At 69.6% G+C, this 13,613-nt stretch carries 13 protein-coding genes; 6 read left to right on the top strand and 7 right to left on the bottom strand.

Features of this window, described 5'->3' with window-relative positions:
* The first annotated feature begins 22 nt into the window (after positions 1-22).
* The 4 genes from ACGFNU_RS14605 (at position 23) to ACGFNU_RS14590 (ending at position 4,278) form a co-directional block, all read left to right on the top strand.
* Positions 23-1,300, top strand: a complete 1,278-nt coding sequence (locus ACGFNU_RS14605) for an ABC transporter substrate-binding protein (protein WP_392593678.1) — start codon at positions 23-25, stop codon at positions 1,298-1,300.
* A gap of 85 nt (positions 1,301-1,385) precedes the next feature.
* Entirely contained in the window at positions 1,386-2,258 is an 873-nt protein-coding gene (locus ACGFNU_RS14600; RefSeq protein ID WP_392593676.1) for a carbohydrate ABC transporter permease, read from the top strand.
* Positions 2,255-3,085, top strand: a complete 831-nt coding sequence (locus ACGFNU_RS14595; protein WP_392593674.1) for a carbohydrate ABC transporter permease — start codon at positions 2,255-2,257, stop codon at positions 3,083-3,085. Before ACGFNU_RS14600 ends, ACGFNU_RS14595 begins: the two co-directional genes overlap by 4 nt.
* A gap of 2 nt (positions 3,086-3,087) precedes the next feature.
* Positions 3,088-4,278 (top strand): mandelate racemase/muconate lactonizing enzyme family protein, encoded by a 1,191-nt coding sequence (locus tag ACGFNU_RS14590; RefSeq protein WP_392593672.1) that lies wholly within the window; start codon positions 3,088-3,090, stop codon positions 4,276-4,278.
* 71 nt (positions 4,279-4,349) lie between these two features.
* On the opposite strand, the gene ACGFNU_RS14585 is transcribed toward ACGFNU_RS14590, so the two are convergent.
* Genes ACGFNU_RS14585 through ACGFNU_RS14570 form a run of 4 tightly spaced genes read right to left on the bottom strand, consistent with a single transcriptional unit; the run spans position 4,350 to position 8,486 of the window.
* The gene (locus ACGFNU_RS14585; protein ID WP_392593670.1) at positions 4,350-5,294 is read right to left on the bottom strand and encodes a sugar ABC transporter substrate-binding protein; all 945 of its coding nucleotides are present in this window, start codon (positions 5,292-5,294) and stop codon (positions 4,350-4,352) included.
* A 44-nt stretch (positions 5,295-5,338) separates the two neighbouring features.
* Positions 5,339-6,094, bottom strand: coding sequence for an ATP-binding cassette domain-containing protein (locus ACGFNU_RS14580; RefSeq protein ID WP_392593668.1), 756 nt, complete (start codon positions 6,092-6,094; stop codon positions 5,339-5,341).
* Entirely contained in the window at positions 6,091-7,125 is a 1,035-nt protein-coding gene (locus ACGFNU_RS14575; RefSeq protein ID WP_392593666.1) for an ABC transporter permease, read from the bottom strand. The genes ACGFNU_RS14580 and ACGFNU_RS14575 overlap by 4 nt, the downstream gene beginning before the upstream one ends.
* 56 nt (positions 7,126-7,181) lie before the next feature.
* Positions 7,182-8,486, bottom strand: coding sequence for an enolase C-terminal domain-like protein (locus tag ACGFNU_RS14570; protein ID WP_392593664.1), 1,305 nt, complete (start codon positions 8,484-8,486; stop codon positions 7,182-7,184).
* Between the two features lie 200 nt (positions 8,487-8,686).
* Between ACGFNU_RS14570 and ACGFNU_RS14565 the strand changes: the two genes are divergently transcribed.
* Positions 8,687-9,379 carry a FadR/GntR family transcriptional regulator gene (locus ACGFNU_RS14565; protein ID WP_392593662.1) on the top strand — a complete coding sequence of 231 codons (693 nt, stop codon included), beginning with the start codon at positions 8,687-8,689 and terminating at the stop codon, positions 9,377-9,379.
* A 185-nt stretch (positions 9,380-9,564) separates the two neighbouring features.
* On the opposite strand, the gene ACGFNU_RS14560 is transcribed toward ACGFNU_RS14565, so the two are convergent.
* Both ACGFNU_RS14560 and ACGFNU_RS14555 read right to left on the bottom strand, forming a co-directional pair.
* The gene (locus ACGFNU_RS14560) at positions 9,565-11,007 is read right to left on the bottom strand and encodes a DEAD/DEAH box helicase (protein WP_392593660.1); all 1,443 of its coding nucleotides are present in this window, start codon (positions 11,005-11,007) and stop codon (positions 9,565-9,567) included.
* Positions 11,008-11,231: 224 nt separating this feature from the next.
* Entirely contained in the window at positions 11,232-11,435 is a 204-nt protein-coding gene (locus tag ACGFNU_RS14555; protein ID WP_151560497.1) for a cold-shock protein, read from the bottom strand.
* Between the two features lie 265 nt (positions 11,436-11,700).
* On the opposite strand from ACGFNU_RS14555, the gene ACGFNU_RS14550 reads away from it, so the two are divergent.
* Entirely contained in the window at positions 11,701-11,922 is a 222-nt protein-coding gene (locus tag ACGFNU_RS14550; RefSeq protein WP_392593657.1) for a hypothetical protein, read from the top strand.
* 177 nt (positions 11,923-12,099) lie between these two features.
* Here the strand turns inward: ACGFNU_RS14550 and ACGFNU_RS14545 are convergent, their stop codons facing one another.
* Positions 12,100-13,611 (bottom strand): PLP-dependent aminotransferase family protein, encoded by a 1,512-nt coding sequence (locus tag ACGFNU_RS14545; RefSeq protein ID WP_392593656.1) that lies wholly within the window; start codon positions 13,609-13,611, stop codon positions 12,100-12,102.
* Between the last annotated feature and the right edge of the window lie 2 nt (positions 13,612-13,613).

The following is a 13,613-nucleotide window of genomic DNA, read 5'->3' as shown; positions in this document are numbered from 1 at the left end:
CCCCTCGAGAAGCGAGCGATGGATGAAACAGGGAGCACTCTGGCCAGCCGCCCTGGTGGCGGTGCTGGTCCTGGCGGGATGTGGAAGTGCCGGAGGAACGAAGGCCTCGTCCAGTGCCAAAGCCTCGGGGGGCAGCACGCTGGTGGTCTGGGACTGGAAGTCCAGCGACAAGAACGCGGCGGCGTTCGTCGCGAAGGCGAAGGCCGACTTCGTCAAGAAGAACCCGGGCGCGACCGTACAGTTCGTCGCCCAGCCGTTCGAGCAGTACTACACGCTGCTCGGCGCGGCCATCCAGGCGGGCAAGGGCCCCGACGTGATGCTCTTCAACGGCGGCGGCCAGCTGCGCGACCGGGTCGGCGCGCTGCTCCCGTTGGACCAGTACGTCGCCCAGGACAAGACGCGGCTGGCGGGCTGGGACGCGTTCACCAAGGGCGGCAAGATCTACGCGGCGCCGATCACGCTCCAGGGCCACCCGATCTACTACAACAAGAAGATCTACCAGAAGGCGGGGCTCGATCCGGCCAAGCCGGCCACCACCTGGGACGCGATGCTCGGTGCCTGCGCCGCGATCAAGAAGTCGGCCGGCGTGCCCTGCTTCTCCCAGGGGAACAAGGAGGGCTACGGCATCCAGTTCTGGATGTCGGGCATGGGCTCCGGCATCCTCACGCCCGGCGAGTACGACAAGTGGATCGCGGGCGAGCGGGACTGGAACAGCCCGAACGTGAAGAAGATCTTCTCGCTCTGGAAGCAGGTCAACGACCAGGGCCTGAACACCTCGGGCCCCAACTCCACCGGCCTCTTCATGGACGCCTTCATCAAGTTCGAGGGCGGGAAGTCCGCGAACATGATCGGCCTGATGTCGGATGTCGGCGGCTGGCACGAGATGAACCCGCTGCTGGGCGCCGACAACCTGGGCGAGATGCTGGCGCCGGTCGTCACCCCCGGCGCCGTCCCGAGCCTCGCCTACGACGGCGGGGTGGGGTACGGAGTCGCGAAGTGGACGAAGAACCCCGCCCTCGCAGCCGCCATGGTCAACTCTCTGACCAGCGCCGACGCGTTGCGAGCGTATTCCGCCGACGCGGGATCGATCCCCGCTGACACGTCAATAAAGATCGTCGGCGGCGGTCCCGCCGCGGCCGCGATCAGCGCTCAGATCCCGGCCGGCAAGCCGGCTCTGCACGTGGCGCTGTCCGCCAAGACCCAGGACGTCATGGGCCGGATGTCCCAGCAGCTGCTGTCGGGATCGATCAGTGTGGACGCCGCGGTGGCGAAGATCGCGGCCTCCGACAAGGCGGGTTGATCCCGTGCCGGTGGAAAGCCCGCAGTCGGTCCGCCCGGTTCAGGCCGGGCGGGCCGGCCCCTCCCGGGCGACTCGGATCCGCCGGGTGCGGGGCGGGCTGCGGGGGGAGCGGCTCGCCCCGTATCTGCTGGTGCTTCCGGCCGTTCTGATCCTCCTGGTCTTCCGGCTGTGGCCGTTGCTGCTCGGCGTCAACTTCTCGCTGACGGGCGACGGGGACCGCGACGGCACCCCGGTCGGCTTGGACAACTACACCACCCTGCTGGACGACCCCGTCTTCCAGAAAGCTCTGCGCAACGTCGGGCTGCTGGCACTGTCGCTTCCGATCGCGGTGGCGATTCCCGGTCTGCTGGCGATGTTCATCTTCCTGCGGGTGCCCGGCCATCGCTTCTACCGGAGCGTGTACTTCTTTCCCGCGGTGCTCTCCCCGGTGATCGTGGGTTCGATCTTCAATCTGGTGCTGGCCTCCGACGGACCGTTCAACGGCCTCCTCGGCCGGTTCGGGCTCGGCCCGGTGGACTGGCTCGGTGATCCGAAGGTCGCCATGTTCACCGTCGTCGGAATCCATGTCTGGGCGACGTTCGGGATGGCGCTGGTGGTCTTCCTGGCCGGGTTCGCGACCCTGGACTCCGAGCTTCTGGACGCGGCCAAGGTGGACGGAGCCTCCCTGGTGCAGGTGATCTGGCATGTGATCATTCCCAGCCTGACCCGGACCATCCAGTTCGTGTTCGTCACCACCATGATCGGAATGCTGACCTCGATGTTCGGCCTGCTCTACGTCATGACCAACGGCGGCCCGGGCGCGTCGACCTACCTGCCGGAGTACTACATCTGGATCCAGCAGGGGCAGATGAGCCGGCCCGCGCTGGCCGCGGCCGCCTCGACGGTGCTCTTCATGATCATGATGGTCATGGGCCTGGCGCAGATCGGGCTGCTGCGCAGGCTGGGCAGGCGGACATGACACGCCGGATCCGGGCGACGCGGTGGCTGATCGCCGCGCCGATGGCGGTCCTCGCGGTGGCGACGATCTATCCGCTGGTGTTCACCGCCAACGTCGCCATGAAGACCCGGCGCGACTACATCCTCGACCGGTTCTCCCTGGCCACCTCCCTGCGCTGGGACAACGTGGCCGGCGCGTGGGAGAGCGCGGGCATGGCGCGCTACTTCGTCAACTCGCTCGTCATCGTGGGGACCACCGTGGCGCTGCTCCTGCTGGTCGGCTCGATGGCCGGTTTCGCGCTGAGCCATCTGCGGTTCCGCGGCTCGCGGGCGATGTTCCTGGGCTGCCTCGCGGCGCTGTTCATACCGTTCCAGGTGATCATGGTGCCGATGGCCCGCGTCCTGGCGGACACCGGACTGATCGACACCTATCCCGGGCTGATCCTCGCCTACGTCGCGCAGTTCCTGCCCTTCACGATCTACCTGATGGCGAGCTTCTACACCGGCATCCCCCGCGAGATCGTGGACGCCGCGCGGATCGACGGCACCACCTTCTACGGCGTCTACCGCCGGATCATGCTGCCGCTGGGCCGGCCGGCCCTGCTGTCCGTCGGCATCCTGGACGCCCTCTTCTGCTGGAACGACGTGCTCATCGCCCTGCTGGTGATGCCGTCCCCGGAGCACCGCACCCTCATGGTCGGCGTCACCGCGCTGCGCGGGCAGTACTCCAGCGACATCCCGATCTTCTCCGCCGGGGTGCTGATCGCCGCGGTGCCCGTGCTGGCGATCTACCTCATCTTCCAACGCCAGATCGCCGACGCGATCACCGCCGGTTCCACGAAAGGCTGACCATGCGGATCACCGGATTTCGTACGCTGGCGACCGTCCAGGAATGGTCCCGGTCGGTCGGCGACGCCAACGGTGTCTTCGCCGACGGGGTCACCGCGGTGCCGATCGTCCTGGTGGACACCGACGAGGGGATCACGGGAGTCGGGCTGGGCCCGCACGTCGAGCTGGAGTCCATCTTCGCCGCGATCGCCGGCGAGGACCCCCGCTGCGTGACGGCCCTCTACGACCGCATGTTGCGGCAGACCTTCAAGGCCGGGCACGCGGGCATCGTCTTCGGGACGATCGGCGCGCTCGACACCGCCCTCTGGGACATCAAGGCGAAGGCGGCGGGGGAGCCCCTCTGGCGGCTCCTCGGCGGAGGCGACCGGAGGGTACCCGCGTACGCGTCGGGACTCGACATCGATCTGGCCGACGAGGAGCTGGTCGCGGTCTACCAGGGCTATGCCGACCACGGCCTGCGCGCGGCCAAGCTCAAGGGCGGCCTGGACGTGGAACGGGACTTGCGCCGGTTGACGCTGGTCCGCGACGTGCTGACCCGGGCCGGCAAGGGGGCGCGCCCGGCGCTGATGCTCGACGCCAACGAGTCCTGGACCCGGAAACAGGCCGTCCGGCACGTGCGCGAGCTGGAGCGCGCCATCGATCTCACGTGGATCGAGGAGCCGGTGCGGCGCTGGGACGCCGAGGGGCTGGCCATCGTCGGACGGGGGATCAAGGCCTCGATCGCCAGCGGCGAGAACCTCACGGGGCTGGAGCAGTACCGCCCGCTGCTGGCCGCCGGCGCCCTGGACATCGTCCAGACGGCGGCGGTCTGGGGCGTGACCCACTTTCTGCGGGTCGCCGCGCTGGCCCACGCCCATGAGCTGCCCGTGAGCCCTGTCGGCAACGTTCCCGTCCCGCTGCTGCACGCCGCGACGTCAGTGCCGAACCACATCGCCAGTGAGCTGCAGGACCTGCACCCCCCGGTCGGCATGACCGTCGACCAGCACGTCGAGGACGGCGCCTTCGTACTCGGCGACTCGCCGGGTCTGGGCATCCAGATCGACGAGGACGCGATCGCGGGGGCGGGCGCGGGCGCGCGCCGGCCGCAGACGCGCGTGTTCCACGGGCCCAACGTCCGGCCCGAACGCGCGGGGCACCGTCTGCTGCCGCAGGCCAACGGCATCGTGCCGCCCATCATGGAAAGCCGCAACTGACGCGTGCCTGGTGGCGCCGGACTCGACGTGACTTCCCGGGCACGCGGCACGCGTGCCCGGGACGAGCGTGGTCAGGAGAACTGGGCGGCGTTGCTCTTGGTGACCATGGTGGTGCCGGTGTCCACGCTGGGTTTGACGGTCTGCCCGCGGGCGGCGGCGACGGCCGTCTCGATACCGAGCGAGCCCATCTTGGCGGGGAACTGGGCCACCGAGCCGGCCTCGTCGCCTGCCTTGATGGCGGTGAGTTCGTCGGGTGCGGCGTCGAACCCGACCACGACGATCTGGCCCGGCCTCTTGCCGGCCGCCTTGACGGCCTGCAGCGCGCCGATGATCGGCGGCCCGCAGGCGCCGTAGATCGCCGCCACGTCGGGGTGCGCGGCGAGGATGTCCTGGGCGGCGTTGAGCCCCTTGGTCTGGTCGCAGTCGGTGGCCGGCTCCGCGACCACGGTGGCCTTGGATCCGAGCGTCTCCTTGAGGCCCTTGACCCGGTCGTCGAGCGAGGGGTTCCCGAGACGGCCCTGGAGGATGCCGATCTTCGAGCCGGCCGGGAGCCTGCCCGCGAGCCAGGTGCCCGCGAGCTTGCCGCCCGCCAGGTTGTCGGTGGCGACGAGCGAGGACTTGCCGTTCCAGCCGGGAATGTCGTTGTCGACCAGCACGACCTTGATGCCGGCCGCCACGGCCTTGTCCAGCGCGTTCTTGACGTTGGGACTGGTCGGCGTGATGGCGATGGCCTTCACACCCTGGGTGATCATGTTCTCGATGAGGGCGATCTCGCCCTCGTCGTCGGTGCCGTTCTTGCCCTGGCCGTACACGACCTCGACGTCGGAGTGGGCGGCGTCGTACTTCTTCACGGCGTCGACCATGGTGTCGTAGAAGTCCACCGGGAACTTGGTGATCAGGCCGACCTTGAGCACGGAGCCGCCGCCACCGGACCCGGAGTCGTCGGAGCACGCGGTGAGAGAGGACGCCAGCGCAAGGGCCAGCGCCGGAATCGCTAGTTTTGAGGGACGTCGCATGGCTGGTGGTCCTTTGATCATGGTGGGACGGGTGGCCGGAAATCTCAGGCATCACCTCCGACGATGAGCGAGACGATCCGCTGGCGGCTGTCCGCGTGCGGCACCACCTCGCCGACCTTGCGGCCCCGGCGCATCACGGCGGCGCGATCGGCGATCTCGATGACGTGATCCATCGCGTGGGAGATGACGATGATGGCGCGGCCCTCGTCGCGGAGCCGCTTGATGAGATCGAGCACACTGCGGGACTCGCGCACGCCGAGCGCCGCGGTGGGCTCGTCGAGGATGACCACGCGGGAGGCGAACGCCGCGGCCCGGGCGACGGCGATCGCCTGGCGCTGACCACCGGACATCAGCCCGACGGACGCCCGGGCGTCGGGGATGCCGACCTGGAGCCGGCTCAGCAGGTCGTCGGTCACACCGGCCATCGCGCCGCGTCGCATGAACCGCAGCCCGCGGGGCAGCCACCGTGGGCCGGCGATCTCGCGGCCGGCGTAGAAATTGGCGACCGGGTCGAGATTGTCGAAGAGGGCCAGGTCCTGGTAAACGGTCTCGATGCCGTGGGCGCGGGCCGTGGCCGGCGAGCCGATCTCGACTCGCTCGCCGTCCATCCGGATGGTGCCGGCGTCGAGGCGATGGGCGCCGCTCAGGCAGGAGATGAGCGTCGACTTGCCTGCGCCGTTGTCGCCGAGGAGCGCGAGCACCTCGCCGCGGTGGACGGCCAGATCGACGTCGTCGAGGGCGAGTACGGCTCCGAAGCGCTTGGTGGCCCCGGTGACGGCGAGGGCCGGGGTGGCCGTCATGCCTGTGCCGCCTTCATCACTCGCAGCCGCTGCTCGAACCGGCCGCGTACGACGTCCAGCTCGACCGCGAGCACGATGACCACGCCGATGACGATGGGCTGCAGGAAGGCGTCCACGTTCAGCAGGTTCATGCCGTTCCTGATCACGCCGATCATCAGCGCTCCGACGAGGGCGTTGGCGACGCCGCCCCGCCCGCCGAGGAAACTGGCGCCTCCGATGACCACGGCGGCGATCGTGTCGAGTTCGGCCAGTTCGCCGAACGTGGGCGAGCCTCCGTTGAGGCGTCCCGAGGTGATCACCGCGCCGATCCCGGCGGCCAGCCCACTGAAGACGTAGACCGAGATCAGCACGCCCTTGACCGGGACGGCCGCGCGGCGTGCGCCCTCCGGATCGCCGCCGACCGCGTAGATCCAGCGACCCCAGACCAGGCGGGTCGTGAGCAGCAGCACCAGCAAGGCCAGCCCTGCCACGAGGAACCCGGAGTAGGGGAACCAGCCGATGGAGCCGCCGCCGACCTTCTGCACGACGCCGGGCATTCCCTGGAGCGGCTGGCCACCGGAGAGCCAGAGAGCCAGGCCGCGCGCGACGCTCAGCATCGCCAGTGTGACGATGAACGGGTGCGGCAGTCTGCCCCAGACGTAGACCGTCCCGTTGACGGCGCCGACGAGCGCGCCGGTCGCCAGCATGACCGCCACCACCAGCGGTCCCGAGCCGGTCGATGAGAAGACCAGGGCGCCCACGACGGCCGACAGCGCGAGCGTCGAGCCGACCGAGAGGTCGATGCCGCGGGTGATGATGACGAGGAGCTGCGCCAGCGCCAACACGGCGATCACGGCCGACTGGCTCAGTACGTTGCCGATGTTGCGAGGGGTCAGGAAGACCGGGGACAACGAGGCGGCCACGATCACCACGGCCAGGAGCATGAGGCCAGGGCCGACCCGGATGGCGGTCAGGGCCAGCTGGGGCCCGTCGAAGCGCCCGAGCGGCCTTGCCTGGAGCGCCCGTCTCAGCGTCTTGTCGATCGGCGTCATCGGCTTCGCTCCTTGCTCATGTCCGGCCGTCATCGGCCGGCGCCGCGGGGTGGGCGTCATGCGATCGCCGCCTGCCAGGCCGAGCCGTCCGGGAAGCGATGCTCGAGGACGGACTCCGGGCGGAGTTCCGCGCCGATACCGGGAGCGGCCGGTGCGCGGTAGCGGCCGTCGCGGATCAGCACGGGGGCGGTGAACTCCTCGTGCAGATGGTCGATGTACTCGATCGCCCGGTTCTCCTGCGAACCGCTGACCGCGACATAGTCGAACAGGGCCAGGTGCTGGACCATCTCGCAGAGCCCCACACCGCCCGCGTGCGGGCAGACCGGGACGCCGAACTTGGCGGCGAGCAGGAGGATCGCGACGTTCTCGGTGACCCCGGCCGTCCGGGTGGCGTCGAGTTGCAGGATGTCGATGGCGCCGGCCTGCAGGAACTGCTTGAACATCACCTGGTTGCTGGCGTGCTCACCGGTGGCCACCTTGATCGGGGCCACCGCCCGCCGGATCGCGGCATGGCCGAGGATGTCGTCGGGTGAGGTCGGTTCCTCGATCCAGTACGGGTCGTACGGCGCGAGCCGTTCCATCCACTCGATCGCCTGCGGCACGCCCCAGGCCTGATTGGCGTCGGCCGCGATGCGGATGTCCGGGCCGACCGCCTCGCGGGCCAGCCTCATCCGGTGGACGTCGGCGGACCGATCGGCACCGACCTTGAGTTTGATCTGGGTGAATCCGTCGGCCACCGCGCGCTGGGCGAGCCGTACGAGCTTGTCGTCGGAGTAGCCCAGCCAGCCCGGAGTGCTGGTGTACGCCGGGTAGCCGTGCTCGAGCAGGTGCGCGGTGCGTTCGGCCCGGCCCGGCTGGGCGGAACGCAGAATGTCCACTGCCTCGTCGCGGGTCAGGACGTCCTGGAGGTAGCGGAAGTCGACGAGGTCGGCGAGGTCGTCGGGAGAGAGCTCAGCGAGCAGTCGCCACACCGGTTTGCCGGTGCGGCGGCCGTGGAGGTCCCAGGCGGCGTTGATGATGGCTGCGGCGGCCATGTGGATGGCGCCCTTGTCCGGCCCGAGCCAGCGCAGCTGGCTGTCCCCGGTCAGCCGCCTGGAGAAGCCGCCTGGATCGGCCAGCACCTTCTCGACGGGCAGCCCCACGACGAGCGGGGCGATGGCGCGTACGGCGGCCACCTCGACGTCGTTGCCCCGGCCGACGGTGAACGCCAGCCCATGGCCGGTCTCCTCGGCGCTGGTCCGGATCGTCACGTACGCCGCCGAGTAGTCGGGCTCGGGGTTCATCGCGTCCGAGCCGTCGAGCTCGCGCGAGGTCGGGAACCGGACATCGGTCGCCTCCACCGCGCTGATGAGTTCAACCATGCCATCGCTCCCGTGGTGTACGTCACAGCGACATGGGATTGATTTTGCGATTCGTTTACCCTCCTGTCCAGAGGGTGGCGAAGAGAAATCATAAAGCCGCAGGTAACGGGAGTCCCGTTGGATGATCCCCGGTCCTTTTGGTGGGATTCCCTTTCTGGACATGGGATGCTTGCTAGGCTTCCAGGCCGGAAGGGGGAATGATGTCGCTGACGGACAAGGCGATCGCCCGCATCCGAGAGATGATCGCCACCGGCGAGCTGATGCCCGGGTCGAAGCTTCCGCCCGAGCAGCAACTGGCCATGGAGCTGGGGCTGTCGCGCAATCTCATGCGCGAGGCGGTCCGGGTGCTGGTCGTCGCCCGGGTCCTGGAGATCCGCCGGGGTGACGGCACCTATGTCACGAGCCTGGAGCCGGGGCTGCTGCTGGAGGGCCTCGCGTCAGCGGTCGAACTGCTGCACGGGCACACGTTGCTGGAGCTGACCGAGGTGCGCAGGCTGTTCGAGCCGGTCGCCACCGGGCTGGCGGCCACCCGGATCTCGCCCGCCGAGCTCGCCGAGGTGGCGCTGCACCTGGAGGCGATGCGGGAGGCCCGCGACGACATCGAGGCGCTCAACGAACATGACGCCGCCTTCCACCGTGCCGTCATCGCGGCCACCGGCAACGCCACCCTCGCGAGCCTGCTGGAGGGTATATCCGGACGTACGCTCCGGGCCCGGGTCTGGCGCGGCCTGGTGGACGAGAACGCCGCGGGCCGGACCCTCGCCGAACACGAGGCCATCTATGCCGCGCTCGCCGCCGCCAACGCGCCGCTCGCCAAGGCCGCGGCACTCATCCACATCACCACCACCGAGGAATGGCTGCGCGATCACCTGGCCCAAGACGGCTCGGGCTGACTCTGTGAGACCCGGGCTCGACATCCCAGCGGATTCGGCGTCATGTGGCGTTCACCGGGCCGTGGTCAAGGTGACGGCGTGCTCTTGACCGGATTGATCGAAGATCGTGCCGACGATGTTGATCTGCATGCCGACGAAGAACAGCTGACGAGAGATGGGCTGCGGCAAGAGCGAACGGGCTTCTGTCAGGTGTTTCGTGAGGAGGTCTTGCGCCGGGCCGGGCGCCCCGGGGAGGTGGGACGGTGCCGTTCGACGTTCCTGCTGCGTGTGGCGGGCATCGCGGGGGCGCTGCGGTGTGCGCGCGTGCGGTCCGTCGTCGCGGGGGAGGTTCCGGCGGCGGTGTGGGACGGGGTACGGGCGCCGGTGATGCGGGCCAGTTCGGTGTCGCCCGGGCGCACGCTGGTGGTGTGCGGAACGATGCCCGCCGTGGTCATCAACCGGTTCATGTCGCGGCGCTGGGAGGGGAGGACGAGGGTGACCACGGTGCCGGGCCGTCCGGCTCGGGCGGTGCGGCCGCCGCGGTGCAGGTAGTCCTTGTGGTCGGCGGGCGGGTCGACGTTGACGACGAGGTCCAGGTCGTCGATGTGGATGCCGCGGGCCGCGACGTCGGTGGCGACCAGGACGTCGACCTCTCCAGTACGGAAGCCGTTCAGGACGCGGTTGCGCTGGGACTGGGACTTGCCGCCGTGCAGCGCGCCGGCGCGGAGCCCCTGGGATGCCAGCTTGCGGACGAGCCGGTCGGCGCCGTGCTTCATGGCGACGAACATGATGACCCTGCCGTCACGGGCGGCGATGTGCGCGGTGGTGTCGTGCTTGTCGGCGTCGGCGACGTGGAGCAGGTGGTGCTCCATGGTGGTGACCGCTCCAGCCGAAGGGTCGACCGAGTGGGTCACCGGATCGCTGAGGAACCGGCGTACCAGCCGATCGATGTTGCGGTCGAGCGTCGCGGAGAACATCATCTTCTGACCGCCGGGCGCGACCTGCTCGAGGAGACCGGTGACCTGGGGGAGGAAGCCCATGTCGGCCATCTGGTCGGCTTCGTCCAGCACGGTGATCGCCACTTTGTCGAGCCGGCAGTGGCCGCGGTCGATCAGGTCCACCAGGCGGCCGGGGGTGGCGATCAGGATCTCGGTGCCGCGTTTGAGCGCGTTCGCCTGGCGGGGCAGTGACATGCCCCCGACCACGGTGGTCAGCCGCAGCCGGACGGCGTCGGCGTACGGGGTGAGGGCGTCGGTGACCTGCTGGGCGAGTTCGCGGGTCGGGACGAGGACCAAGGCGAGAGGGTGTCGCGGTTCAGCGCGGCTGCCCGCGGTGCGGGCGAGCAGCGGGAGGCCGAACGCGAGGGTCTTGCCCGAGCCGGTGCGGCCGCGGCCCAGGACGTCCCGGCCGTTCAGGGTGTTCGGCAGGGTCGCGGCCTGGATCGGGAACGGGGTGGTCATCCCATGACGGGCCAGCGTCGTCAGCAGGGGCGACGGCATTTCCAGGTCGGAAAACGCCGAAACCGGCGGAAGAGGCGGTGTGGACGTCTTCGGAAGCGCGAACTCGCCGCTCGTTCGCGTCGGCGGCGTGCGGTGATCGGTATTTCGGGATGAACGACCGCGTACGGGCCGTTGGGTGCTGCGGGACATGGCAGTGGAACCTTCCTCGAATCGGCGCGTTTCGAGGAGTGCTCCAGGGCCGCGAGGGCGAGCGGAGGATTTCACAAGAACGAACCGGAAGACGGCGGGCGACAGGTATGCGGCCCGGTCTTGGTGAATACGGCAGCGATCGTGGTGACGGTGCCGCTGGATCAGGCGACGTGCGCGGCGGGCCGGCTCAGGCCGGACCCGCCGCGACGCCGTCAGTTCGAAGCTCAGGCGGGAACGATGTTCTCCGCCTGGAGGCCCTTCTGGCCCTGGGTGATGTCGAACGTCACCTTCTGGCCCTCTTGGAGCTCGCGGAAGCCCGAGGCGGCGATGTTGGAGTAGTGGGCGAAGACGTCGGCGCCGCCGCCGTCCTGCTCGATGAAGCCGAAGCCCTTTTCGCCGTTGAACCACTTGACGGTGCCGGTGGCCATGATGATCTCCTTCTGGTCGATCCCGGCCGTGCACCGTGCAGGGCCGGGTGCCGCGATGGGCCCATCCGGAAGATCCAGAGCAACAAAAAAGGCGCCTGAGGTAGGACCGTCAGGCGCGCACAAAATGTCTATGGGAACCGCAACTGATCCCTACCATAGCACGCACGTGAGTGAACGGACGGTAATCGCCCTGTGCGAGCGGTGTGATTTCGCGAAAGTCGGAGAGTGTTTCGTTGCGGCCGCCATCGCACGCATACTGGGGGCAATGAAAACTTCCCGGTCCGCCACGCGGCGGCATCTGCCCACGAGTCCCTTCAAGCGCCCGCCCGTCCCGGTCTTTGACGAGTTCGCTCCGGATGAGCTGGTGACCCATGACAAGTACGGTCTCGGACGCGTCCTGAAGGTCGAGCACCAGGCGGTCGTCATCGACTTCGGGCCCCAGAAGATGCGGATCACCGAGCCCTACGCCAGGCTCTTCAAGCTCTGAGCTCTCCTCGGCATCGACCACGTCGCACACCCGAGATCCCAGGTCATCGCGGGATCCGCGCGGTGGTACTCGATCGCCGGGCCTGTCCGGCTCATCAGTCCGTGCAGTCCGGATCGTCACTCGGCGGCAGTGCCGTCGTGTCGGGCAGAGCGGCGGCCGAGCCGGATCCCTGCTTGATCAGGCGGGGGTCGTGGTGCGGCGTTTCAGGGCGGCCTGTGCCTCAGCGCGCTGGGTTGGACCGGCGGGCGCGTGAGTCTGGCGTCGGACAGCTGCGGCGAGTGCGCGGATGCCCCGGCTGATCTGGTGCTCGCTGACGTTGCCGAAGCCGAGCACGAGGGCGGGCGGGCGTGGGGCCGGTTCAGCTTCCGCCGCGGCCGCGAACCGGTAGTGGTCGAGTCCGTTGCCCCGGACGCCCATGGTGGCCGCGGTCGCCACGACGGCGCGCTCGGATGTCCCGTCGGGCAGGCGCAGCAGAGCGTGGCAGCCGGCCGCCAGGCCGTGCAGCCGGCCCGGTCCGAAGGCGGCCTCGGCCTCGGCTGCCAGCACGTCCCGGCGTGCGCGGTAGATCTCGCGGACGCGTCGCAGGTGGCGGTCGAAGCGGCCCGACTCCATGAGCAGCGCCAGCGCCTCCTGGTCCAGCCCGGGAGCCCCGCGGCAGCTGAGCCGTTTCTCTTCGACGATCCCCGGCACGAACCGCGGTGGCGCGAGCACCCAGCCCAGTCGGATGGCGGGTGCGAGCGTCTTGCTGACCGATCCCAGGGCGATCACGCGGGCAGGGTTGAGGCCCTGCAGTGAGCCGACCGGCTGACGGTCGTACCGGAATTCGGCGTCGTAGTCGTCCTCGATGATCACCCCGTCGACCTCGTCCGCCCAGGCGACCAGGTCGCGTCGCCGCGAGGGGCCGAGCGCGACACCGGTGGGGCATTGGTGGGCCGGCGTCAGCAACACCGCCCGTGCTCCGGTCTCGCGCAGGCGGCCCACGTCGAGGCCGTGGTCGTCGACGGGGACCGGCACGGCGTCCAGGCCCGCGCGGCGGGCGATGACGTCGTGCTCGCGGGGGCCGGGATCCTCCAGCGCGATGCGCTGGATGCCGTGCTGCGCCAGCGTCGCCAGGGCGAAAGCCAGCCCCTGCCGGAAACCGGAGACGACGACGGTGTCCTGGGCGGCCGCGCAGCCCGACCGGACGCGACGGTGGTAGGCGGTGACGACCTCTCTCAGGTGTCTGGAACCGGCCGGGTCCTCGTCACCCAACTCGGCGGTCGTCAGGGACCGCGTCGCCTCCGACACCGCCCAAGTCCAGTCTGTCAACGGCACCGAGCCGAGATCGGGGATGCCGTACTCGAAGTCGACCACGGCCGCTCGGGACGGCGAGGACAAGGCCGCCAGATCGCCGGGCGCTTGGCGGACCGGCCCGCCGGACGGCATCGCGGCCACCCGCGTCCCGGAGCCGGCCGCTGCCTCGATGTACCCCTCGGCCAGCAACTGCTGGTAGACATCGACGACCGTGCCGCGTGAGACGCCGAGCAGTTCGGCCAGACGTCGAGTCGACGGCAGGCGTTCTCGGGCGCCGAGCCGTCGATCGCGGATCGCCGCCCGCAACTGGTCCTGGATCTGAATCCCGAGCGGGCCGGCGTCGCGGTCCAGCGCCACCAGAAGGTCGGGCCCGCCGCGGGCCCATTCCACCGTCATGC

The organism is Spirillospora sp. NPDC048911 (assembly GCF_043198015.1).
Taxonomy (GTDB): Bacteria; Actinomycetota; Actinomycetes; order Streptosporangiales; family Streptosporangiaceae; genus Spirillospora.
Note: the sequence above shows the minus strand (reverse complement) of the source record. Positions and strands in the feature narration are given on the sequence as shown.

What these genes read in the sequence shown, in the direction of transcription:
- ACGFNU_RS14605 (WP_392593678.1), top strand. Translation starts at nt 23, where the DNA reads ATGAAACAGGGAGCACTCTGGCCAGCCGCCCTGGTGGCGGTGCTGGTC.
- ACGFNU_RS14595 (WP_392593674.1), top strand. Translation starts at nt 2,255, where the DNA reads ATGACACGCCGGATCCGGGCGACGCGGTGGCTGATCGCCGCGCCGATG.
- ACGFNU_RS14590 (WP_392593672.1), top strand. Translation starts at nt 3,088, where the DNA reads ATGCGGATCACCGGATTTCGTACGCTGGCGACCGTCCAGGAATGGTCC.
- ACGFNU_RS14585 (WP_392593670.1), bottom strand. Translation starts at nt 5,294, where the DNA reads ATGCGACGTCCCTCAAAACTAGCGATTCCGGCGCTGGCCCTTGCGCTG.
- ACGFNU_RS14580 (WP_392593668.1), bottom strand. Translation starts at nt 6,094, where the DNA reads ATGACGGCCACCCCGGCCCTCGCCGTCACCGGGGCCACCAAGCGCTTC.
- ACGFNU_RS14575 (WP_392593666.1), bottom strand. Translation starts at nt 7,125, where the DNA reads ATGACGCCGATCGACAAGACGCTGAGACGGGCGCTCCAGGCAAGGCCG.
- ACGFNU_RS14570 (WP_392593664.1), bottom strand. Translation starts at nt 8,486, where the DNA reads ATGGTTGAACTCATCAGCGCGGTGGAGGCGACCGATGTCCGGTTCCCG.
- ACGFNU_RS14565 (WP_392593662.1), top strand. Translation starts at nt 8,687, where the DNA reads ATGTCGCTGACGGACAAGGCGATCGCCCGCATCCGAGAGATGATCGCC.
- ACGFNU_RS14560 (WP_392593660.1), bottom strand. Translation starts at nt 11,007, where the DNA reads ATGTCCCGCAGCACCCAACGGCCCGTACGCGGTCGTTCATCCCGAAAT.
- ACGFNU_RS14555 (WP_151560497.1), bottom strand. Translation starts at nt 11,435, where the DNA reads ATGGCCACCGGCACCGTCAAGTGGTTCAACGGCGAAAAGGGCTTCGGC.
- ACGFNU_RS14550 (WP_392593657.1), top strand. Translation starts at nt 11,701, where the DNA reads ATGAAAACTTCCCGGTCCGCCACGCGGCGGCATCTGCCCACGAGTCCC.
- ACGFNU_RS14545 (WP_392593656.1), bottom strand. Translation starts at nt 13,611, where the DNA reads ATGACGGTGGAATGGGCCCGCGGCGGGCCCGACCTTCTGGTGGCGCTG.